General features: G+C 44.6%; 19 protein-coding genes and 1 pseudogene. 13 read left to right on the top strand and 7 right to left on the bottom strand.

Features of this window, described 5'->3' with window-relative positions; translation table 11 throughout:
* Positions 1-78: 78 nt before the first annotated feature.
* The 4 genes from priA to L5M17_RS13165 all read left to right on the top strand — a co-directional run bounded on the left by priA (position 79) and on the right by L5M17_RS13165 (position 5,403).
* Entirely contained in the window at positions 79-2,274 is a 2,196-nt protein-coding gene (gene priA / locus L5M17_RS13180; protein ID WP_263148024.1) for a primosomal protein N', read from the top strand.
* A gap of 123 nt (positions 2,275-2,397) precedes the next feature.
* Positions 2,398-4,143, top strand: a complete 1,746-nt coding sequence (argS, locus tag L5M17_RS13175; protein WP_105251263.1) for an arginine--tRNA ligase — start codon at positions 2,398-2,400, stop codon at positions 4,141-4,143.
* Positions 4,144-4,146: 3 nt separating this feature from the next.
* On the top strand, positions 4,147-4,863 hold the full coding sequence (locus tag L5M17_RS13170; protein ID WP_168825699.1) for an SPOR domain-containing protein: 717 nt from the start codon (positions 4,147-4,149) through the stop codon (positions 4,861-4,863).
* Between the two features lie 315 nt (positions 4,864-5,178).
* Positions 5,179-5,403, top strand: coding sequence for a hypothetical protein (locus L5M17_RS13165; RefSeq protein WP_006083282.1), 225 nt, complete (start codon positions 5,179-5,181; stop codon positions 5,401-5,403).
* A gap of 189 nt (positions 5,404-5,592) precedes the next feature.
* Here L5M17_RS13165 and L5M17_RS13160 read toward each other — a convergent pair whose 3' ends face one another.
* Genes L5M17_RS13160 through L5M17_RS13150 form a run of 3 tightly spaced genes read right to left on the bottom strand, consistent with a single transcriptional unit; the run spans position 5,593 to position 7,949 of the window.
* Entirely contained in the window at positions 5,593-6,531 is a 939-nt protein-coding gene (locus tag L5M17_RS13160) for an SPFH domain-containing protein (RefSeq protein ID WP_168825701.1), read from the bottom strand.
* Positions 6,531-7,466 carry an SPFH domain-containing protein gene (locus tag L5M17_RS13155; protein WP_105251260.1) on the bottom strand — a complete coding sequence of 312 codons (936 nt, stop codon included), beginning with the start codon at positions 7,464-7,466 and terminating at the stop codon, positions 6,531-6,533. Before L5M17_RS13155 ends, L5M17_RS13160 begins: the two co-directional genes overlap by 1 nt.
* 12 nt (positions 7,467-7,478) lie before the next feature.
* Entirely contained in the window at positions 7,479-7,949 is a 471-nt protein-coding gene (locus tag L5M17_RS13150; protein WP_113940097.1) for an NfeD family protein, read from the bottom strand.
* A 474-nt stretch (positions 7,950-8,423) separates the two neighbouring features.
* On the opposite strand from L5M17_RS13150, the gene L5M17_RS13145 reads away from it, so the two are divergent.
* Positions 8,424-9,176, top strand: a complete 753-nt coding sequence (locus tag L5M17_RS13145; RefSeq protein ID WP_263148021.1) for an outer membrane protein OmpK — start codon at positions 8,424-8,426, stop codon at positions 9,174-9,176.
* A gap of 102 nt (positions 9,177-9,278) precedes the next feature.
* On the opposite strand, the gene udp is transcribed toward L5M17_RS13145, so the two are convergent.
* Complete coding sequence (udp, locus tag L5M17_RS13140; protein ID WP_105251257.1) at positions 9,279-10,037, bottom strand: uridine phosphorylase; 759 nt, start codon at positions 10,035-10,037, stop codon at positions 9,279-9,281.
* 413 nt (positions 10,038-10,450) lie between these two features.
* Between udp and L5M17_RS13135 the strand changes: the two genes are divergently transcribed.
* Positions 10,451-10,663, top strand: coding sequence for a YdcH family protein (locus tag L5M17_RS13135; RefSeq protein ID WP_006083288.1), 213 nt, complete (start codon positions 10,451-10,453; stop codon positions 10,661-10,663).
* A gap of 65 nt (positions 10,664-10,728) precedes the next feature.
* On the opposite strand, the gene L5M17_RS13130 is transcribed toward L5M17_RS13135, so the two are convergent.
* A complete protein-coding gene (locus L5M17_RS13130; protein ID WP_105251256.1) occupies positions 10,729-11,904 on the bottom strand; it encodes a type III PLP-dependent enzyme in 1,176 nt (391 codons plus the stop codon).
* 377 nt (positions 11,905-12,281) lie between these two features.
* Positions 12,282-12,761 carry a hypothetical protein gene (locus L5M17_RS13125; protein ID WP_219250687.1) on the bottom strand — a complete coding sequence of 160 codons (480 nt, stop codon included), beginning with the start codon at positions 12,759-12,761 and terminating at the stop codon, positions 12,282-12,284.
* A 169-nt stretch (positions 12,762-12,930) separates the two neighbouring features.
* On the opposite strand from L5M17_RS13125, the gene L5M17_RS13120 reads away from it, so the two are divergent.
* The 3 genes and pseudogenes from L5M17_RS13120 to L5M17_RS13110 all read left to right on the top strand — a co-directional run bounded on the left by L5M17_RS13120 (position 12,931) and on the right by L5M17_RS13110 (position 16,429).
* Complete coding sequence (locus L5M17_RS13120; protein ID WP_263148019.1) at positions 12,931-13,767, top strand: mechanosensitive ion channel family protein; 837 nt, start codon at positions 12,931-12,933, stop codon at positions 13,765-13,767.
* Between the two features lie 118 nt (positions 13,768-13,885).
* Positions 13,886-15,424 (top strand): tetratricopeptide repeat protein, encoded by a 1,539-nt coding sequence (locus tag L5M17_RS13115; protein WP_263148016.1) that lies wholly within the window; start codon positions 13,886-13,888, stop codon positions 15,422-15,424.
* Positions 15,425-15,656: 232 nt separating this feature from the next.
* Positions 15,657-16,429, top strand: a pseudogene (locus tag L5M17_RS13110) (substrate-binding periplasmic protein).
* A gap of 33 nt (positions 16,430-16,462) precedes the next feature.
* Here L5M17_RS13110 and L5M17_RS13105 read toward each other — a convergent pair.
* Positions 16,463-17,302 (bottom strand): LysR family transcriptional regulator, encoded by an 840-nt coding sequence (locus L5M17_RS13105; protein WP_263148011.1) that lies wholly within the window; start codon positions 17,300-17,302, stop codon positions 16,463-16,465.
* Between the two features lie 192 nt (positions 17,303-17,494).
* On the opposite strand from L5M17_RS13105, the gene L5M17_RS13100 reads away from it, so the two are divergent.
* From L5M17_RS13100 to L5M17_RS13085, 4 genes are all read left to right on the top strand, one after another.
* A complete protein-coding gene (locus L5M17_RS13100) occupies positions 17,495-18,226 on the top strand; it encodes an SDR family oxidoreductase (RefSeq protein ID WP_168825713.1) in 732 nt (243 codons plus the stop codon).
* 481 nt (positions 18,227-18,707) lie between these two features.
* Complete coding sequence (locus L5M17_RS13095; RefSeq protein WP_173247219.1) at positions 18,708-19,037, top strand: c-type cytochrome; 330 nt, start codon at positions 18,708-18,710, stop codon at positions 19,035-19,037.
* 190 nt (positions 19,038-19,227) lie between these two features.
* Positions 19,228-20,952 (top strand): DUF3373 domain-containing protein, encoded by a 1,725-nt coding sequence (locus L5M17_RS13090; RefSeq protein ID WP_263148006.1) that lies wholly within the window; start codon positions 19,228-19,230, stop codon positions 20,950-20,952.
* Positions 20,953-21,007: 55 nt separating this feature from the next.
* Entirely contained in the window at positions 21,008-22,396 is a 1,389-nt protein-coding gene (locus tag L5M17_RS13085; RefSeq protein WP_212600504.1) for a tetrathionate reductase family octaheme c-type cytochrome, read from the top strand.
* Positions 22,397-22,603: the final 207 nt, after the last annotated feature.

The raw sequence follows: 22,603 nt of genomic DNA, 5'->3' as shown, positions 1-22,603 counted from the left end.
TAAACCATCATTAGGGCTAGCCCTAGCCAGCCGCGCTGAGTACACTAAACCACATTCTTGTCTAAGACTTGCCTGCATATGTCATTGTTTGTCGAAGTTGCGTTACCTGTGCCTATGCGGCAAACCTTTAGCTACCGCGTACCCGAATCCTATCCTAGTACACCGCAAATAGGTGTGCGCGTTAAAGTTCCCTTCGGTCGTCAACAATTGATCGGGTTAGTCACAGGTATCACTGAGTCTTGCAGCTTAGCCCCAAAGCAAATTAAGTCTGTGCTCGAGTTTATCGACGATAAACCTTTACTGCCTGAATCACTTTATAAATTAACTCTTTGGGCTGCGAGATACTATTTTTGCAGCCAAGGGCAGATGCTAACCCAAGCCTTACCAGTGGCCCTGCGTAAAGGGCTCGATGCCGCGCCACAAAAGATCCAATTCTGGCAATTAACTGAAATAGGCCAAAATATTGCGCCCGAAGCGGTTAAACGCGCACCCGCACAGAAAAAACTACTCGAGTTACTCAAAACCGCCAGCTTAACCCAAGAAGAGGTTATCAGCTTAGACATCAGTAAAGCGGCGCTTAAAGCCCTAGAAGATAAAGGCTGGGTGGCACGCCATGAAAAAATTGCCGAGCTTAATCTCGACTGGCGCACCACACTCGAAATGGACGAAACGCCACATAAACTCAATAAAGAACAAGCCGTCGCCGTTGCCACTTTAAATCTGCAACAAGGATATCACTGTACTTTATTAGAAGGCATTACCGGTTCGGGTAAAACGGAAGTCTATCTTGCTGTACTCGAAGAAATCCTCAAGCAAGGCAAACAAGCGTTAATTTTAGTGCCTGAAATCGGCTTAACACCCCAGACAATCAACCGCTTTAAGCGCCGTTTCAAAGTCAATGTTGCCATTTTGCATTCAGGGTTAACCGACAATCAGAGACTCGAAGCATGGCGCCAAGCCCGCTGTGGTCAGGCTGCAATCATTATCGGCACCCGCTCAGCCTTGTTCACACCTATGGCGTATCCCGGCATCATCATACTCGATGAAGAACACGACAGTAGTTTCAAACAACAGGAAGGCGTTGGTTATCATGCCCGCGACTTGGCAGTCATGCGTGGCCATTTAGAAGCGATTCCGGTGATTTTGGGCACAGCGACCCCCTCACTCGAAAGTCTACAAAATGCCTTAAGCGGCCGTTACCATCATTTACAATTGGGTGAACGCGCAGGTGCGGCTAAAAAAGTGCGCCAAGGCATTATCGACATTAAAAATATGCCGCTGAAAGCCGGTATGTCAGTGCCGTTACTGAACGAAATCCGCCTGCATTTAGACGCAGGCAACCAAGTCTTGTTGTTTCTCAATCGCCGCGGCTTCGCACCAGCCCTGCTTTGCCACGAGTGTGGGCACTTACACGAATGCGACCGCTGCGACGCGTTTTTCACTGTACATCAATCCCTTGGCGAAATTTGCTGTCACCATTGTGGCAATCAATACGCTATCCCCAAGCAGTGTCACAAATGTGGCAGTACTATGTTGATGGGCCAAGGCATAGGCACAGAACAGCTCGCCGAAGCGCTGCAACAAGAGTTTCCTAAACATCCAGTAGTGCGCATCGACCGTGATACGACCCGCCTTAAAGGTTCATTAGAAACCCACTTAAATGCGATTCATAAGGGGGAATATAAAATCCTCGTCGGCACGCAAATGCTAGCTAAGGGCCACCACTTCCCTGATGTGACGCTTGTTGGGTTACTCGATGTCGATGGCGCTTTATTTAGCGCCGACTTCCGCGCGCCCGAACGTTTTGGACAACTCTATACCCAAGTTGCAGGTCGCGCAGGGCGTGCCAGTAAACCCGGCACGGTATTATTGCAAACTCACCAGAGCGACAATCCTATTTTGCGGGATTTGCTGCACCGCGGTTATGGCGAGTTTGCTCGCAGCCAGCTCAAAGAACGTCAACAAGCACTGCTGCCGCCAGCATGGCACATGGTGTTGGTGCGCGCCGAAGCACATTTAGCCAGTGATGCCGATAACTTTCTCAACGCCTTTGCCGCGCTTTTGCCGCAAGATAAAGAATTTGAGGTGATTGGTCCTATGCCCGCGCCCTTAGATAAAAAAGCTGGCAAGTTCCGTCGCCAACTCTTATTCCAAGCTAAAAACCGCAACCGTCTGCAGCAAGAGTTTGAACGTATTCATCCGCTTGTAGAACAACTTATCGAAGCTAAACGCTGCCGATGGAGCTTAGACAGAGATCCGCTGGATCTCCTCTGAGTCGAGTATTTCACAATCATTTGATAAAAAATCATCGGGAAGATAGCAATTGTTAACCACAAACGGCTAAAATATGCGGTTATTCCCTGTATTCACTCTTAAAGTTAGTGCCGATTAGAACCCATGAAATCACATATCCAATCATTACTTGAACAAACTCTAGAATCCTTTAAACAACAAGGTATTGTGCCTGCTGACTTTGAAGCACGCATTCAGGTAGATCGAACCAAGGATAAGAGTCATGGCGACTTGGCAACCAACTTAGCCATGATGCTAACCAAGGTCGCAGGCAAGAATCCACGCGAATTAGCCCAACTGATCATAGATACCTTACCGGCTTCGGCTTTTGTGGCTAAGGTTGAAATTGCAGGACCAGGCTTTATCAACTTTTTCATCAACGACAGCGCCTTAGCAGATCAACTGCAAAATGCCGTCAACGATGAGCATTTAGGCATTAAGTTACCGACACCACAAACCGTTGTTGTCGATTACTCTTCACCCAACCTCGCCAAAGAAATGCATGTAGGCCATCTACGTTCAACCATCATTGGTGACAGTGTTGTGCGTGCGTTAGAATTTTTAGGCCACAAGGTTATTCGTCAAAACCATGTGGGCGACTGGGGCACACAATTTGGTATGTTGCTGGCCTATATGGAAGAGCTGCGCGCCAAAAATGGTGAAGAAGCTCAACTTGAACTGTCTGATTTAGAAAACTTTTATCGTGCTGCTAAACTGCGTTTCGACGAATCAGCAGAATTCGCCACCCGCGCTCGTCAGTTAGTGGTTGAACTGCAATCTGGCGACGAGTATTGCAACAAACTGTGGCGCGAATTTAACGATATTTCGTTAAGCCACTGCCATGAAGTCTACGCCCGTTTAGGTGTGAGCCTGACCCGCGCCGATGTACACGGTGAAAGTGCTTATAACGCCGATCTCGAGCAAGTGGTTAAAGATTTAGATGCCCAAGGTTTATTAACCGAAAGTAACGGCGCTAAAGTCGTATTCCAAGAAGCCTTCCGCAACAAAGAAGGTGAGCCATTGCCTGTTATCATCCAAAAAGCCGATGGCGGCTATTTGTATGCCACCTCAGATCTTGCAGCAATGCGCTACCGCTCGAACGTGTTAAAGGCCGATCGCGTCCTGTATTTTGTTGACCTACGTCAGGCACTGCATTTCCAACAAGTCTTTAGCCTAGCGAAACTGGCTAAGTTTGTCCGTGAAGATATGTCATTAGAACACTTAGGTTTTGGTACTATGAATGGCGAAGATGGCCGTCCATTCAAAACCCGTAGCGGCGGTGTCGTTAAGTTAGTTGACCTGCTAGAAGAGGCCAATGTGCGCGCGCTAGAACTCGTTCGTAGCAAAAATCCTGATATGGATGAGGCCACGCTGACTGAAATTGCCCGTGTCGTTGGGATCAGCGCCGTTAAATATGCTGACTTGTCGAAAAACCGCACCAGCGATTACATTTTCAGCTTTGAACAAATGCTCAGCTTCGAAGGCAATACCGCACCTTACCTGCTGTACGCTTACACCCGTGTTGCGGGCATATTCAAGCGAGTAACCGATCTGGATCTCAGCCAAGCGAAAATCGTGCTTGAGCATGAAAAAGAGAAAGATCTCGGTAATAAGTTGGCGCAGTTCGGTGAGATCCTCAATCGTGTTGTCGATAAAGGTCAGCCGCACGTACTGTGTGCTTATTTATACGAATTAGCGGGTGCTTTCTCTAGCTTTTACGAAGCTTGTCCAGTGCTTGCCGCCGATAATGACGCGCAAAAGAACAGCCGTTTATTACTCGCGCAACTGACGGCTCGTACGTTACAAAAAGGCCTAAATCTACTCGGTATTGAAACCTTAGAGCGGATGTAAGCCATGAGTAATCGCGATTATGCCAATAGAAGGCCGCAGTCGGGCGCTAAACCGCGCCCAATCCGCGCGACTCGCCCAACTCGAGCAAAGCCTTCACAATCTAAATCGGCGCCGCGTAAGAAGCTGCCGCTGACCTTGATAGGCTTTGTCATACTCGCTGTGGGTTGTTTCGTCTATTTCCTGTCAAGCATTAAAGATAATGCTAAGCAAGAAGTGAAGCCGATACCCGCTCCAGCCAAGAAAACGGAAGTACAAGTTAAGCCTCAAGAGACAGCGGTGCTTACTCCTAAGGTCAAAGAACCTGAACGCCAAGCGGTCGTTATCCCAGTAGAGACAACTGAAACTGCTGAGCTTATTGTTCCGCCAAAGAAGGATCCTAATGCTCTGCCACCACAACCAAAGGAAGAATGGACCTATCTGAACGAGCTTGAAAATAAGCATGTTGAGGTCGATATTCCCGATATTGTTGCGAGCAGAACACCGATGCAATATCAGTTGCAGTGTGCTTCTTTCCGCCAAGAATCACAGGCGAACGAGATGAAAGCTGTCATCGCTTTCCAAGGTTTAGAGGCGCAAGTGAGACAAGTCGAAGGTACGACTGGCGTATGGTACAAGGTTGCTTTAGGCCCCTTCGAGCGTAAACGTGATGCAGAGCGTAAACGTCATACACTGCAAAAAGCGGGGATTAATGGTTGCCAGATTCTGGCGATTCCTAAATAAGGCTTTAGCCTACTCCTGATAGACTATTAAGAATAAATAGCGGCCAGCGTTTTATCGCTCGTCGCTATTTTTTTATCCGTATAACATGACTCACTCATTGATTCTGCCTGCCCATAAAAACTCAGTTTTAAACAACAACTCATTTCAAATTTGCTGATCTACTAAATTTATAACCCATTATTTGTAAACAACAAAATCATTTATTAAGAAAGATTAATATGCAGTTTAATTGACCTAGATCAAACTTAGGCGTATCTCTTAATTAACAGCAAGACCGCTGTATCTGTGTCAAATCCAACCTCAGGGTGAAGTATTATGAATGCATTAATCGAGATAGAAGCCACCGAATTCAGCCAACTGTTCAAGAGTGGCGACATGCTGGGAATTAGGATGTTTATGGAACATGTGCGCATGCCGCTGGATGTTCAAGACAAGATTTATGACGAAATTTCTGCGCTTCAGCAATTAGAACAAAACCAAATTGCCAAGCTCATTGAAACCCACGCCCATTCCCAAATTCATGAACGCCTAGCTTATTAGCCTTCCATTCAATGAAAAATTTATCTATGCCCAACTGCAGCTTCTGGCGGTTCATTCAACAGAAGCTGTCTAACCCACCTACTCTTCATAACTCAGTATCCAATTACAGCCAAAAAATAAGGCCAAATACTTGGGTATTTGACCTTAATGAACTAGCTAGTTTCAGATTTTAACCACATAACCACAGCCTTAGCTCGGTTTTTCTTCCGTTAAGCCTATGCTATTCATCCAATAATCGAAATCCACCATATTACCCGGCAATACGACTCGACTATTCTTCTGGCTTAAGCCATCGAGCTGTTTAAAGTATTGCTCACCGAGTTGCATCCGCAGGGCATTGTGACCACCCGGCGCGGCAATAACAGAGGCGAGACGTTCAATCGATTCTGCCGTTGCGCGGGAAATGGTTAAAATTTCCTCAGCCTTACCTTCGGCTTCGTTAATCCGGCGCTGCATCTCACCTTCAGAACGGTTTACCGTTTCAGCTTTAACCCCTTCAGAACGGTTAATTTTACTCTGTTTGTCGCCTTCACTCTTAGCCAATAATGCACGGCGCTCACGCTCGGCATTTACTTGCATTTCCATGGCATTTTTAACGGTTTCAGGTGGTGTGATATTTTTAATTTCATAACGATGCACGCGTATTCCCCACAGGGCACCCGCTTGATCTAAGACTTGCACTACCTTAGCTGAAATCACATCACGCTCTTCAAACGTACGATCAAGATCAAGTGTCCCTATGACAGAGCGCGTCGTCGTTTGCGCCAACTGAATTGCTGCATAACGATAATCGGTAATACCATAGCTGGCCTTCACAGGGTCAGTCACAGAGATATAAATCACCCCATCCACTTCAACGTTTACTTCGTCGCTCGAGAAACATTCCTGCGGCGGTACGTCGATGGTTTCTTCTTTCAAATCATGAATAAAAGCCACTTTATCCACAAAGGGGATCAAAGTATGGAACCCCGCATCTAACGTACTGTGATACTTACCTAAACGCTCAACAATAAAAGCCGATTTAGTGGGTACTAGGCGGATCGATTGAAATAGTTTAATCACAAAAATGGCAAATATTAGTCCCCAAATTGCCATCACAATCAAATCTGTATCTACTGGAATATTCATTATCGCGCTCCTTTGCCAAGATTATTCTGGCCACTCATAGTCTGAGTGACTTGCTCCATACCTTCGAAGAAACCTTCAAGTTTTGCCATTTCAGCGGGAACAACAGAGACTTGTGCATCATTGAGGATCTTACCAACTTGAGCAATAAACTGTTCTTTTAATAGCATATTCATCGCATCTGTACCGCCATTGACGGCTAATGCTTGCGAGATCATTGCCATACCTTCGGATTTTGCTTTCGCTATGATAGCGATCTCCTGACCTGTACCTTTAGCTTCATTAATCCGTTTCTGTTTTTGACCTTCTGACAGGTTAATGGCCTCTTGGCGCTCACCTTCAGACATATTGATCATCGCGGCTTTTTCGGCATTCGCTAAGGTGATTTCGGCACGTTTACGGCGTTCAGCTTCCATCTGCTTCTCAAGGGTGTGGATAACATGGCGTGAAGGCGTGATATTACGAATTTCATAGCGCAATACCTTGATTCCCCATGGCTCGGAAGCCTTATCTATTTCCCGCACGATTGATTCATTTAAGCTATCACGCTCAGAGAAAGTCTCACTCAAACTCAGCTTGCCGATTTCAGATCGCATAGTGGTCTGGGCTAAATTCACCGCTGCTTTACGGTAGTTTTCAATACCATAACTCGCCAATTTGCCATCCATCACTTTGAGGTAGACCAAGCCGTCCACTTCAAGTTGAGTGTTATCTTTGGAGATACAACTCTGTGGCGGCACATCTAATACTTGCTCACGGGTATCGTGACGGTAGGAGACGCGATCGAAAAAAGGGATCAAAAAATGAAATCCAGGGCTTAATACTGCGCGGAATTTGCCAAGACGCTCAATGACATGCACTTCACGCATCGGCACAATTAACATCAACTTATAAAGAATAAAAAAGATAAATAAAATGACTAAGGTAAATACAAACATAGATTCCATCCTTTAGTTTTTGGAAGCTTCTATTGAAATAGGCTCAACGACTAGAGCGATATTTTCACGACAAATAATTCTGACTTCGGTACCCGCCTCGATAATGCTGCCATCGCCAAGCGCTGGCCATTCACTACCTTGAAACTCCACCCGCCCAGGTGTTTGCCCAGGACCTATGGTCTGCTTTACGCGAACAATTTGATTGTATAGTTCGATTGCTTCATCCGTGTTATCCACATGGGAATCACCACCAACGAGCCTCTGAGTGACTTGTCTGAAAGCCAATAACAACACAATGGCAGAGATAAACCACAGGGTCATGCTCTGCACGACACCTTCGACCAGTCCTATGCCTAACGCACCTGCCACGACTAAACAAGCCGCACCCAGCAACACTATTATGCCACCTGGAACCACTATTTCGGCGAGCATTAACACTAAACCAATCACTGCCCACACTAAAATCGGATTTGAAAACTCCATATTTCCCCCTGAAATGAGAGTGTCCTTTACTGCACTATAACAGCAGAGTTTCGGATAATCGACATAATATGTCAAAATTTACCCTATCAAAACGCACACTCAATCACCGATGACTTAATCCTCATTCTCCCATATCCGCCCACGAAAGCCGTTAGGTTGTTTTAAAATTAAGCATAATCAATTCAAAAAGATAGCACCCCCCAATCCACAAGCGGCGAAATAACAATAAAAAACATTAAAAATCAATCATCTAAAAATAAAATTCCTCACTAATGATTATGTGATTTTGACAACAACATTCGATAAAAACTTTGAATAAATGTAAATTTTTGCATATATTGCCCCCACTTTTGAGCAAGTCCTTTGACGTACACTCGCGCTAGGTTTGAACTTACCCATCAAACCATGCCATAGGTCAGAGAGCGGATTGAGTAAGACACGAATTAACTTCGACCTATACAACAGGAAATAACAATGAAAAAAACATGCCTATGCCTAGCACTAATGCTTTCTCCTCAAGCATTTGCGGGTGACTTAGTACAGTGGTGGGATTTCAGTGCAACAGCCCTCTATGGCGAAGACTACGATTTAGCGCCATCAGATAAACAAGCCACTATCACCCTAGAAACGGCTGGCGGCTGGAAATACGGTGATTGGTTTGCCTTCCAAGATTTTATCTATTTCAAAGGTAACGACACGGGCATGGAAAGCACTACCTATGGTGAAATTTCACCGCGTTTCAGTGCCAGCAAAATCCTCGGCGAGAAAATCGCCTTTGGCCCAGTAACAGACTTGTCTCTAGCGTTAACCTATGAAGAAGGTGAAGGTCCAGTCCATAGCCTACTTTACGGTCTAGGGGTCGACGTAGCAGTACCATACTTTACTTATCTTAACTTTAATACCTATCGCCGCGATGGTATGAGCACTGGTAACAATAGTGACGGCTGGCAGTTCACTCCTGTATTTCGTATCGATATCCCTGTTGGATCTGCCAACATAGTACTCGATGGCTTTATCGACTGGGTATTTGCCACCGACGATAACGGCTACGAGGAAAACTTCCATTTCAACCCACAGCTAAAATACGATCTCGGTAAGAGCCTGTTCGGTGATCATCAAGCCAATAAATTATTGGTGGGTATCGAATATGATCTGTGGACCAATAAATACGGGGTGAAAGGCGTCGATCAAGACACTTACTCTGTGATTGCTCAATACCATTTCTAATCGGTATCGGCATAGTTTTAAAGCAACAAAAAAGGTGCCATTGGCACCTTTTCTATTTTGAGCACTCACTTTGCAGGGGAGTGTCGCTTAGCTTAGTAAAAATTAAGCTAACAGTTTTTTCGCCGCTGCAACCACGATAGAAACCGCACTCACTTCAGTTTTCTTCATTGTGGCTTCATTAGGAATTTCTTGTTGGGTGCGGTTTACAATCACACCAGCAACGCAGGCTGCACGCCAACCTTGAGTGGCACACATAGTGAACAAAGTGGAAGACTCCATCTCATAGTTCAGTACGCCCATATCTTGCCATTCTTTCATTGAACCCGCGAAACGACGCGTTACACGGCCTGTGACAGTGTCATAACGCTCTTGGCCTGGGTAGAAAGTATCAGAAGAAGCTGTTACGCCAATGTGTGGCTCAACGCCAGCATCGCGACACGCTGCAACCATAGCAGTGGTACATTCAAAGTTTGCAACCGCTGGATATTCCATAGGTGCAAAATGTAAGCTCGCGCCATCTAAACGCACTGAAGCTTGAGTCACAATCACATCACCCACATTAACATGAGGTTGGATTGCGCCTGTAGTCCCTACACGCAGGAAGGTATTCACACCTAATTGTGCAAGTTCTTCTACTGCGATAGAAGTAGATGGACCACCAATACCGGTTGAACACACTACTACTGGCTTGCCATCGGCATACGCTAAATAGCTTGTATACTCGCGGTGGCTAGCAAGAAACGTCGCATTGTCCATTAGTTCAGCAATACGTTTTACACGCTCTGGATCACCAGGAACGATTGCTAAGGTTGCACCATCGAGCATCGCTTTGGTCAAACCTAAATGAAATACATCAGCCATTGTGAAAACCCCTTTCATTTTTGATAATTAAATTCTTATAAAATCGACTTTAACCTAGTATCGAAGCGGTGAAGGTTAACTTGATCACAGAATTATCGGCAAGAAGTAATTGTTTAGTCGTAATGAAATTACCAACTACACCAGCATCTGCTCACAAGATAGCAAATTTGCCCATATTTCGAATGTCAGTCTGATTTATACCAAACAAAGTGTGAACCAGATCCAGAACTCATGCCAGAGGCTGTGGCAACAAATACCTAAGATACTGATTTAAAATAGATTAAAATAAATCATCCATTAGTATTAATCTAAGTGACCGCTAAAAGTGATCTAAGTCACGTTTAACGACTTGGTATAAGGTTAGGGTTAAGGCATAACCTGAAGTGTAGTAAATGACGACAAGGAGAATGCCGATGTTTCCAGAGTACAGAGAATTAATTTCCACCCTGAAAACCCAAGATGCTCATTTTCAACGTAAGTTTAATGAGCATAATCAGTTAGACGAGGAAATCAAACAACTGGAAAAACGTGTCGCCAGTGATTTCAACCCCACTGTGAAAGAACTCAAAAGCAGAAAGTTACACTTAAAAGAGGAAATTTATCAGATCCTCAAATCCCACGAGTAATCCCGCTATTACTCTAAAGACAAATAAGGGCGCCTAAGCGCCTTTATTAATGTCACCACAATAGCTTACAGATAGTAATCCTTCAGCGGTGGGAAACCGTTAAAGCATACTGCTGAATACGTCGTCGTATAAGCCCCTGCGGTTAACCAATACATACGGTCGCCAATGGCTAAGTCATTTGGTAAGCCATAGCTATAGTGCTCATACATGATATCTGCACTGTCACAGGTTGGGCCGGCAATCACGCATTTATCCAGCTCGCCTTGACGCTCAGTATAAATCGGGAACTTAATCGCCTCGTCCATCGTTTCAATCAAGCCAGAGAATTTACCCACATCGGTAAACACCCAACGCTCTAACGCTGTGTAAGATTTTTTGCTGATCAGTACCACTTCAGACACTAAAATCCCCGCGTTAGAGATCAACGAACGACCTGGTTCCAAAATAATTTGTGGTAAATCATCACCAAAATCTTCCTTCAAGAAGTGAGTGATTTGCTCGGCATACACACCCAATTGATTGGTTTTATCAATATAGTTAGCAGGGAAACCGCCACCCATATTGATCATCTTCAAGGTGATATTGTGCTCATCACGCAGACGGTCAAAAATGCTTTTCACTTTACCAATAGCGGAATCCCAAGCACCTATGTCACGTTGCTGAGAACCCACATGGAAAGAAATACCAAAAGGCTCTAAGCCTAATTCCTGTGCCAATACTAATAGCTCATAGGCCATTTCGTTTTGGCAACCGAATTTCCGGGATAACGGCCAATCAGCAGTATCTGTACCTTCGGTCAGAATGCGCACATAAATACGTGAACCCGGCGCTTCTTCAGCGATCATTCGCAAATCGGCTTCTGAGTCAGATGCATACATACGCACGCCACGCTCATAAAATGCACGCACATCTTGACGCTTTTTAATGGTATTACCATAGCTGACTCGATCGGTTGTCACACCGACATTCATGACCATATCTAGCTCATAAATCGAGGCAATATCAAAGTTTGACCCTTTATCTTTTAGTAAAGATAAGATCTCGGCCGCGGGGTTTGCCTTAACTGCATAATAAACGTTGGCGTAAGGAAAACTATTAACCATGTCATCGTATTGTTTCGCTATGATACTGGTATCGATCACTACGAACGGGGTTGCTTTGTCTTTGGCAAACGCTTCAATACGCTTGAATGTGTCCATATCATAATAGTCAGCAACATCAATAGATTGAAATTGGCTCATTGGGCCAGAGTCTCCTTTGGGTCAGATAGATAACAGTAAGTGTGATGTATTAAAAACGTGCGCAGTAAACGATATTTTTTCGCTTTACGCAACGAATTTTTATGCTGAATTAATAACTTTTTATTCCCCAACTCTTTAAGGAACTGAACCATCAAAAAAAGGTGCTATAAAACAAATAATTATGCACACAAACCCTAAGGTAAATTTGTGTTCATTATCAGAATAAAAAGTGAATTTTTTACGACGTTATCGGAAGGGAGATGGATAGACTGGCTGGAGCCAAAATATCCATCTAAAAACAGTTATCTTGAAGTAACAATCACACAGTGAAAAGAAGACTAATGGATGCCTTAAAATACATCCGTTAAATCGAGTTGTTACTGCGGCTGATTGAGTTTTGCGAGGGCTTGGTTCAAGGCTTCACTGGAATCAAAATAGGCAATGTCCAAAATGTTACGCTGCTTGAGCAATATCATAGTGGCCATATCTTTGTTATCAGGTAATAAACGACTGATCTCACCATCCCTATCTAACCCAATCGCAAAAGGTAAATCTTGCATCTGTGGCACAGCGACAAATTTAGCGATCAAAGAAGGCATACCACTGATATCGGCAACATAAACTAAACCCGCTGGCATTTGAGTCGCGCTCAAGGGGGTAAGTGCATCCTTAATCACATCACCGCCTTTCATGCTGCGACTAAAGAGCAGCACTTGAGTCTCATCAGTCACATTAATGGTTTTATCATTTTGGTCGAGAAGTGAAATGGGATTAATCGCATCTCCGGCAACATAACTCGCAGCATACGCCCAGATTGGGGTTAACAGACAAGACAAACATAACAACAGCGTTTTCATAAACACTCGACTCCATTATTGGATAGGCGAACAGCATACCTGACTCCCCCTATCGACTCATTAAACCAACCACGATTACATGATACGCTTCACACATGAAGGGCGAAAAGTATTTGGTGGAATTTCTACGCTATAATCGCACAGTTAATTTTATTACAAGGATATCATAATGATAACACCTGGACTCGATCAAGAATTGCAGCAACTACAAGGCGTTTATCAACTCATCACCGAATTTGTAGTCACCTACAGCTTTCAACTCGTAGGTGCTTTGCTGATCTTTTTGTTAGGTTTATGGGTAGCCAGTAAAGTATCACGCTTAGTCGCTAAGCAATTCGACAAACACAATATCGATATCACCCTAAGCAATTTTGTCAGCAATCTTATCCGCATTCTGATCATCGTCATGGTCGGGATTATCGCCCTCGGCAAGATCGGCATCAGTATTACCCCTATGGTTGCGGCAATTGGTGCTGCCTCCCTCGGCGCAGGTTTAGCCTTACAAGGTATGCTAGCGAACTATGCCGCAGGCGTGACTATTATCGTCACCCGCCCTTTTGTAGTAGGCAATACTATTGAAATTAAAGGGGAAAGCGGCGTTGTTAAACGTATCCACTTAGGCATGACCATACTCACCAATGAGGAAGGCGAGCAAATCAGCATTCCTAATAAGCATATCGTCGGCGAAATCCTGCACAATTCCTTCAGCAATAAGCTAGTCGAAACCCAGTTCAATCTCAGTTACAACACAGATCCCGAACGAGCCATTAGTGTGATTACTGAGTTATTGAGCAATAATCCCTATGTTTATCAAGAGACCACACCTAATATCGGCATCAATGGTTTTAATACTAATGGAATTGAAATGGGGGTTCGTTACTGGGTGCCCACACAAAGCTATTTTCAACATAAATATAAGGTGAACCTCGCTCTTTATAACGCACTTAAGCAGGCGGGAATCGAGATTGCCTGCCCCATTAGGGAGATCCATCTGCAAGATAAATAACGCTAATGCCCATGGGATTGATCGGCTTAGTCGATCAGCCTAGCCCAAATTGTAAACTTGCATTCTTGTAAAAATTTACGTTTACTATACTCCCAAATATCGATAGTGATGGACTACTATGTTGTTGATACTAATAATTATTGCTTTTATTGTACTGTTTATTTTTTTCGCTAAATATCAAAAAAAACAAGCGCAAGCTAAAGCACTTGCCGCAGGTGATCCTACTGCGCTACTCAATCATGGCTTAACACTGATTAACCAAGGCGAAGTCAACTCTGGCCTAGATTATATTCAGCAGGCAGTCGATAAAGGCTTAGCCGTTGCCGCCATTGCTATGGCCGAACTTTATTCCGGTCGATTCCCACAAGTTCCCGCCGATCCCAAGGCATCTAACGATTGGTATAAAAAAGCCGCCGAAATAGAGCCTCAATATTTACCCATGCTCACACTACCTAATTTGCTCTCTTCTGAGTCGCAAACACTCGATGAGTTAATCGCACAGGCAGAACAGCTCAAACCTAATGCCGAAGCGGGGCAAGCCGAGTTTCAATATGAGCTTGCTTACTTGTATCTAAGCCAGCCCTTTCTCGATCCCGATGCTAACCAAGCAATTTACTGGTTCGAAAAAGCCGCCGCACAAGAAAACCAAAGAGCCTATTACCATTTAGCCACACTCTACTGGCATGATGAGCGCGTCACTTCGGACTATATCAAAGCACGTGAATACTTTGAGAAATCCGCAGCCGCTGATTATGAATTAGCAAAAGATGATCTAGGGCATATGCTTGCTGCAGGCCAAGGTGGACCTAAAGATTTAGCGCGTGCAGAGGCATTACTTAGCGAGCGCGCCGCAGACGATGATTTCCGCCAGTATTATCTTGGTAAACGTTTCCTCTACGGTGAAGATTTTGCTGTCGACTATGACAAGGCGCGCCATTGGTTAAGCCAATCTGTCGCTAGAGGTAATGACTTCGCTAAGATTGAATTTGCTCATCTTTTACTGAAAGCGCCACAAAATGAAAGTGATTACCAACAGGCTAAAATTGACTTTGAAGAATTCGCATTTAACTGGAATGAAGACGCACTGCTAGGCTTAGGCAAGATTTATGAGCAAGGTTTAGGCGTGAGTCGCCAACCAATTAAAGCGTTAATGTATTACCAGCTCGCGGCCATGAGCAATAGAGCCGATCATCTAAAAGAATTAGCCAGATTCAGTCAGCAACTAGGTACCTTAGAGATAAGAGAGGCTGAGCGTCTACGTGACAGTTTCTTGCATCAGCATCCAATCCCCGCTGAGCAACAACAATATTTTTATTTCTATAAGGCTGAATCATTTTTAAGTGGTGAAAAACCCACTCAAGAGGCTCTACAAGCGGCAGAAGCTTGGTACGTCAAATCGGCAGAGCTAGGTCATGAAATTGCTATGCGGGAGCTGGTCAATATTTACGGCGCAGAACAATTAAATAAACCTATACAAATGTTTATTTGGTCTAGTTTATTGCTACGTCATTTTGGTAAATACGGGATGAATAGCGCTCAACGACTCCATCAAAACACCGCAAAATCATGTTTAACCGAATCCGAACTTGCCTACGCCCAAACTCAAATTGAGGCTATTGAAACCCAATTAACACCCTATCTTGAGTCGGATAGGTAAGTTTCCTAGCAGCGAATGAGCCCCAGAAAAGGTTTGGTCAGATTTAACAGGCCAAACCGTTTGGTTACAAAATAGAGTGAATTTATAATTACTTAAAAAGCACAGTGGATGTATAAGCACTACAATCAATTATTGACCAAACCTGCGCAGCTAAACGACTCAAAAATAAAACCTAGTCGAATTAAATGTCCAGCCCGATAATTAAAACTGAGCATTTTAATAGGCAAGATGAATGAGGCTGATACTGATCATTGTCATTTCATGCTTATTTCTGTCCCAAGCAAGGGCAGAAACCTCTGCTGTTGTCTGGCAAGCACACTGCCGCGATAGGCATCCTGTTATTTATGTCGAAAATGGTGAGTGCAAAGGCCCAGGTGCAGCTGTCATCAATCAAGTTATCGCCCGCCTAGGTCACAAGATAAATTGGAGTAATGTGCCTTGGGCACGCACAATTAAAGTGGCAGAAATGGGGCAAGTCGACCTAATTCCTGTCCATTCGATGACGCCAGAGCGCAACGATTTTCTAGACCCTATGCTACTGGGATACGACAAGCGCTACGTCTATTACTTTGCCCTTGCAAATAGACAACTTGAAGTCAAACATTTCGATGAACTAAAACCTCATATCATTGGCGCACTTAGAGGCGCTTTTTACTGTCCGCAGTTTAATGACAATCAAAACCAACTAAAAGTGTCTTTTGTTAATGATAACGGTCAGTTAATCAATATGTTGAAGGTTGGACGTATCGATTTAGCCATCACCTCCGAACAGCATGAAATGCAATTTTTTGCCAAAGATCCCCAACTCAAACAGATGGCGTACGTAGATATCAGCAAAAATGGCCGCTATTTCAGTATTCCGCTCATGTCGCCGCAGCATCAATATGCCAAGCTCACCAGATAGTCGACGACATGCGTACCTCAGGTGAAATTACTCGGCTATTTGAGTCCTATGGCGTCGAGCCTCCGCTTAATCTCAGTGAATCGCCCTTAGCGACTCACTGATCTGAATACTGATAACCCAAAACTAACTTGGAATTAATTCGATCGAGCGGCTAAATGCCGTAACAAGGTCGCCAATGTTGGCGCAACTGCCTGATGGGAGGGATAACACAAACCAATACGACGGAACATTCTCGGACCATCAAATTTCACTTGCTTGAGCCTAGGCTCATCTTCAATCAAACCATCGGGTAAAAAACTCACGCCAAATCCGGCTAACACTAGCGACATCACTAGAGATTTTGACTCAGCCTTAGCGACCAAATTAAGCGACATATTGCTGCACGCCAATAAACCTATCGTTTGCTGATGGGCTTCACAGGGTGGACACTCAATAAAGTCAAAGCCATTGAGCTGCTCGGGGCGTAGGCTATCTACTTGGGCGAGGGCATGCTCCTTGGGTACGCACAGCACATAATCCTCCTCCCATAGCGGGAAAAACACTTCATCTTCATGGCGTAAACTGTCGATAGTTAAACGACAATCTGCGGGGCTTTGGTAATCCAACAGATCCAGATCGAGCTTCTCAATGGCTTGATTCACCTGTCGTAAAAATCCTGCCAAACGCCGCTGGCTTAAGTCTGGCATCACAGCCAAACGTAGCTTTTGCCGGCTTGCCTTCGCCATAAACAAGCCTGGTAACTTACTCGCCTCCTCGACTAATTTAACCGCCAAAGGGTATAGATAGTGCGCGCTGTCCAAAGGTTTAACACCTTTTTTGCTGCGCTCAAATAACTGACCACCAAGCTCTTCTTCGAGTTGCTTTAACCCAGCAGACAGTGAAGGCTGGCTCACAAAGCAACGGTTAGCCGCCGAGGTAATATTGTTCTCTTCAAAAATTGCGATAAAGAAACGCAGCAAACGCAAATCGACCATTTAATCTTCTCCGACAACCGACGAGTTCAGCACAAAGTTTCAACAATAGTGCCATAGGCTGAGCCTATCATATCCAGCTGGAATAAGTATTTTTCGACTGAAAATCCCCAGCCTATACTGGTTAACAGGTTCAAGACGCCGAACAACAGTTTGTTTACGGCTTACATTGGCTCCAATTAATAGGAAATACTAATGAATCAAGTTACTAAATCACTGGTTGTCATCACGGGCGCTTCATCGGGTATTGGCGCCGCTATGGCCAAAAGCTTTAGCGCTGCAGGCCACCCGCTGCTATTACTGGCACGCCGAGTTGAAGCAATGCAAGCGCTTGAATTACCAAACAGCCTTTCTATCAGCGTCGATGTCACCGACGGCGCAGCTATTAAAACCGCCATAACCCAAGCAGAAGCACAATTTGGCCCGGTCGGCTGTCTTATCAATAACGCGGGAATCATGCTACTAGGCCAAATCGATGTGCAAGATCCCAAGGAATGGAGCCGCATGCTCAATATCAATGTGATGGGCGTGCTTAATGGTATTCATGCGGTATTAGCCGGCATGAAAGCTCGCAAAACTGGCACTATCATTAATGTCAGCTCAGTGGCGGGGCGTAAAACCTTTCCAAACCACGCCGCTTACTGCGCTACTAAATTTGCCGTGCACGCCTTAACAGAAAACATTCGTGAAGAAGTCGCCATGGATGACGTACGCCTTATCACTATCGCCCCTGGCGCAGTAGAAACCGAGTTGTTGAGCCATACCACCAGCGATGACATTAAAGCGGGTTACCATGACTGGAAAGAAGAAATGGGCGGCGTTATCGCCCCTGAAAATGTCGCCGCTGCTGCGTTGTTTGCATGGCAACAACCGCAAAATGTGTGCGTACGCGAAATCGTTCTAGCACCAACGCGCCAGCAACCTTAATCCGTTCTGAGTCTACTTTTATCTAAGTTATCTTGCTTCGAAAGACAACCAAACCTATCCCCAAAATCAATAATGCCAGAGTCAACTCTGGCATTATTTACTTCCCAATAAAGCCTGCCAAACAGCTGCTAAGTTTCAACATCACTACTTTAGTGAGTGCATATTTTACAAAGTGTTAGCTTAATCACAGTCCATTTTTTGTGCTTTAGGCGCAAAACTCGAAACTCAAAGTTATCAGAGCTAATTTAGCACGTTGGCTAGTTCATTGTTTTTAAATCAGAAAAAAATAACCATACCCTTCCTCAATACCATCAATTAGATTTTTATCAATGAACTTTTTATCAATTAGATTTTTTTAATGAAAGTGATATACCTCAAATTTACACACCGTAGGATTTGATAAATTAATTTACAAAGTGGAATCAATAAAAACACTTAACCAACAAATAAATGTAAATGTTCACAAAAAGTAAGGAATGAGATGATGAAAACGTCAACTAAGATAGCAATTGTCATGGCAGTGATCGGCAGCTTAAGTATTAATGCGTATGCCGCAGAGGGAGGTAATCCAAAGAAAGGTAAACATTTGTACAAAAAAGAATGCAAAGCCTGCCATAGCCAAGGCGGTGAAGGTGGTGAACTCACGCCAATGGCCAAAACGATGAGCCAGTGGGATCGCTTCTTTGATAAAGATAAGCACAAATTCAAACCAGAGGTATTCAATGGCCTCTCGGAGCAAGACCTCAAGGATATACAGCAATTTTTGTATGACCACGCCGCCGACTCGGACCAACCCCAAACCTGCGGTTGATCTCTGCCAACGTTATGGCCTAAGACAATGGTAGAGAGCTCCCCTGCAACTGCTCACTAACACATTGAATTAAAAGTTAAAACCCAATTCGAGAAAAATGGGGAACACACCTCAGGGACTCCTATTGGGTAAATTTGGCGAAATGCACTTAGCGCAATCATGCCAACAGAACAACTCTGGGAGAAACCTTATGCGTACTCTTATCTCAATCCTCGTTGCCAATGCCTTGTTTATGTCAGGCCAATCTTTTGCTACACCTAATGATGTGCAACAGGAAAATCAAAAAATTACCGAGTTAAAACAGAAACTTGCCGATATTACCGAGCAATTGGATGATCTCAATAATCGCGTCGACAAAACCGAGCGGCACACATCGTTAGACCGCCTTGAAATTACAGGTGATTTCCGCACTAAAGCTCATTCACTACATTACCGCGATGTTGTCTGGAATCCGGCCATCAAAGTCAATTTTAACGACTTTGGTGCCAAAGCCATGTCCGGCGCTTTCGGTATGCCCAACGATCTCAACTCCCCACTAGGGAAAATGATGCAAGCTAATCCAGACCTTGCTGCAGCCTTCCAAAATGGCATGTTACAAGGTGTTATGCCCTATGTGCTCGCGCCCAAAAGTGTACAGAACATAGATAACGATATTTTTTACACCACTCGCCTGCGGTTAAATCTGAAAGCTAAGGTATGGGATAACGTCAGTTTTGCTGGCCGCCTCAGTATGTATAAAAACTGGGGTGATTCTACCGGAGTTCAAGTATTTGATTCTTGGCGGTCTTTCACTATGGATGGTACCAGTAGCGGCAATACCAGTGGTGACTGGCTGCGGGTTGAACGCGCCTATTTCGATTGGAAAAACATTAATGGATCAGAGTTTTATCTCTCCATAGGTCGTCGCCCTTCCACCTACGGTCCACCCAGTCACTACCGCGAGAATGAAATGCGTGGCGGCACACCTTCAGGACATTTAGTCAACTTCAACTTCGATGGCGCCACCTTAGGCTACAACCTAGGTGAAATCACAGGTATCGAAGGCCAAGTCGTCCGTTTCTGTTACGGCCAAGGCTTTGAATCACAATGGGGAAATGGCGAAATGTTTGGTGATATTGTCACCAAGGATACTCACCTCGGCGGCTTTAATATCGATGCGATCAACGATGGCACTAACTTCCTGCAATTTACCCTGTTTGGTGCCAAAGACGTGAACGACGGCTTTAAAGGCACCATGGCCTTCCCTACCCAACTGGCAGGGATTTTTGCCCCCACCATGTACCAAGATATGCAAAAGTTCGACAACTTTAACTTTGTCACCCGAGTGCAACCTAGCGGCGTAATTGGTGATATGTACCTCGGCGGTATTGGCTTTGCGCGTGAAGAAGCTAACGATATCAAATGGTTTGCCTCACTAGGCTGGACACGCGCCGAGCCTAATGGCAATGCTGGCATGTTTGGCGGCATGTTATCCGATGCCATATTTGAAGCCGAGCTAAACAGCACCGGCACTGAGATTATTATGGTGCCTAAAACCAGTGACGATACCGAAACCAAAGACGGTTATGGTATTTATGTCGGCGTACAAATTCCTGCTCCCTACGGCAAATTGGGTCTGGAATATAACTATGGCTCCGAATATTGGACGCCTTTTACCCAGGCACAGGATGACCCTATTGGTAGTAAGTTAGCTACCCGAGGACATGTAGCAGAAGCCTATTACATCTTTGATATTAACCCCAAAATGTTTATCAAACTTGCTGGCCTCTATTACGACTACGAGTACACAGGCAGCGGTACACCTGTGGGTGCTCCACAAAAAATCGACGATGTGCTAGCTGGCTCTGCTTATTCCATGTTGCCAGTGGTTGATACCGCGTTTGATGTCAACGCCTCACTCACCATCAACTTCTAATCCGTCATTGATAACAACTATCAGCCCTCGGTTACATCGAGGGCGGGAGTACAAAATGAATAAGCTCATCCTCATTGCCTTAGCGGGCATGACATTAAATGCCTACGCCGCTAATCCCCATAAAGAGGCACTTAAAGGCCCGTTTACCACAGGCTCACAGGTGACCACACAATGTTTAGTCTGCCATGAAAATCAAGCGACTGACGTGATGAAAACCTCCCATTGGACTTGGGAGTTAGAACAAAAACTTCCCGATAGGACAGTCGTAAGAGGTAAGAAAAACAGCATTAATAACTTCTGCGTTGCCATTTCCAGCAATGAACCCCGCTGTACCAGTTGTCACGCGGGTTATGGTTGGAAAGACAGTAACTTTGACTTTAAAGATAAAACCAAAGTCGACTGCCTAGTTTGTCACGACACCACAGGAACTTATGTTAAAGATCCCGCTGGCGCAGGTGAACCTATGGCAAAACTCGATCTGACTAAAATAGCTCAAAACGTTGGCGAACCTGTACGGGATAACTGCGGTAGTTGCCACTTCTATGGTGGCGGTGGTGACGCGGTAAAACATGGGGACTTAGACTCATCCATGTCTTATCCAGACAAAGCGACGGATGTGCATATGGATAGCGACGGTAATGACTTTCAATGTCAGAACTGCCACACCACTGAGAAACACATGATCTCAGGTAATGCTATGGGGGTTTCACCCGGTGGTGTAGACCATATTGGCTGTGAAAACTGCCACGAATCAGCGCCGCACGCGAACAAAAAACTCAATACTCATACAGCGGCAGTTGCCTGTCAAACCTGTCATATTCCGTATTTTGCTAAAAACGAACCGACAAAAATGCGCTGGGACTGGTCAACGGCTGGAGATGATAAAAAAGAAGCACTCGACCAATACGGTAAGCATACCTACCAAAAGAAAAAAGGAGATTTTGTTTGGGAAAAAATGGTCAAACCCCAATACGCTTGGTACAACGGCACAGCCAATGCTTATATGGCAGGAGATAAAATGGATCCGAGTACAGTCACTAAATTGACCTATCCCATTGGGGATATAAATGATGCCAAAGCAAAAATCTATCCTTTCAAGGTGCACACGGGTAAACAGATTTACGATAAAAAACTCAATATTTTTATCACACCGAAAACCTATGGCAATGGGGGATTCTGGAGCGAGTTTGATTGGAACTTAGCGGCAAAACTAGGAATGGAAGCGAACACGACTATGCTTGAGAAAGGTATCAAATATAGTGGTGAATATGACTTTGCAGCCACTGAAATGTGGTGGCGGATAAACCATATGGTGTCACCAAAGGAGCAAGCATTAAATTGTAACGACTGCCATAACAAAGGCACAAGACTCGATTGGCAAGCCCTAGGTTATCAAGGTGACCCGATGAAAAATAAACAAGGGCCAAAACACAAACAGCCTTGATTGAATCGTTCACTGATTTGAGCATCACAGATATCTTACTTTTAGTAAGGCATCGAAGTGAACACAACTGATGAACCAAATCGAGTTCCCGGTAATACCCTTTGAGATCTTAGTTTTTACTAAGATCTCTTTTTTTATTATCTTGTTACTCTCACCCAAAAAGACAATTAGACTCAGCCATTCTTCGGCCTTGCCCCAGTTTGTCTC

The sequence above is a fragment of the Shewanella sp. SW24 genome, assembly GCF_025653395.1.
GTDB classification, from domain to species: Bacteria; Pseudomonadota; Gammaproteobacteria; order Enterobacterales; family Shewanellaceae; genus Shewanella; species Shewanella oncorhynchi.
Note: the sequence above shows the minus strand (reverse complement) of the source record. Positions and strands in the feature narration are given on the sequence as shown.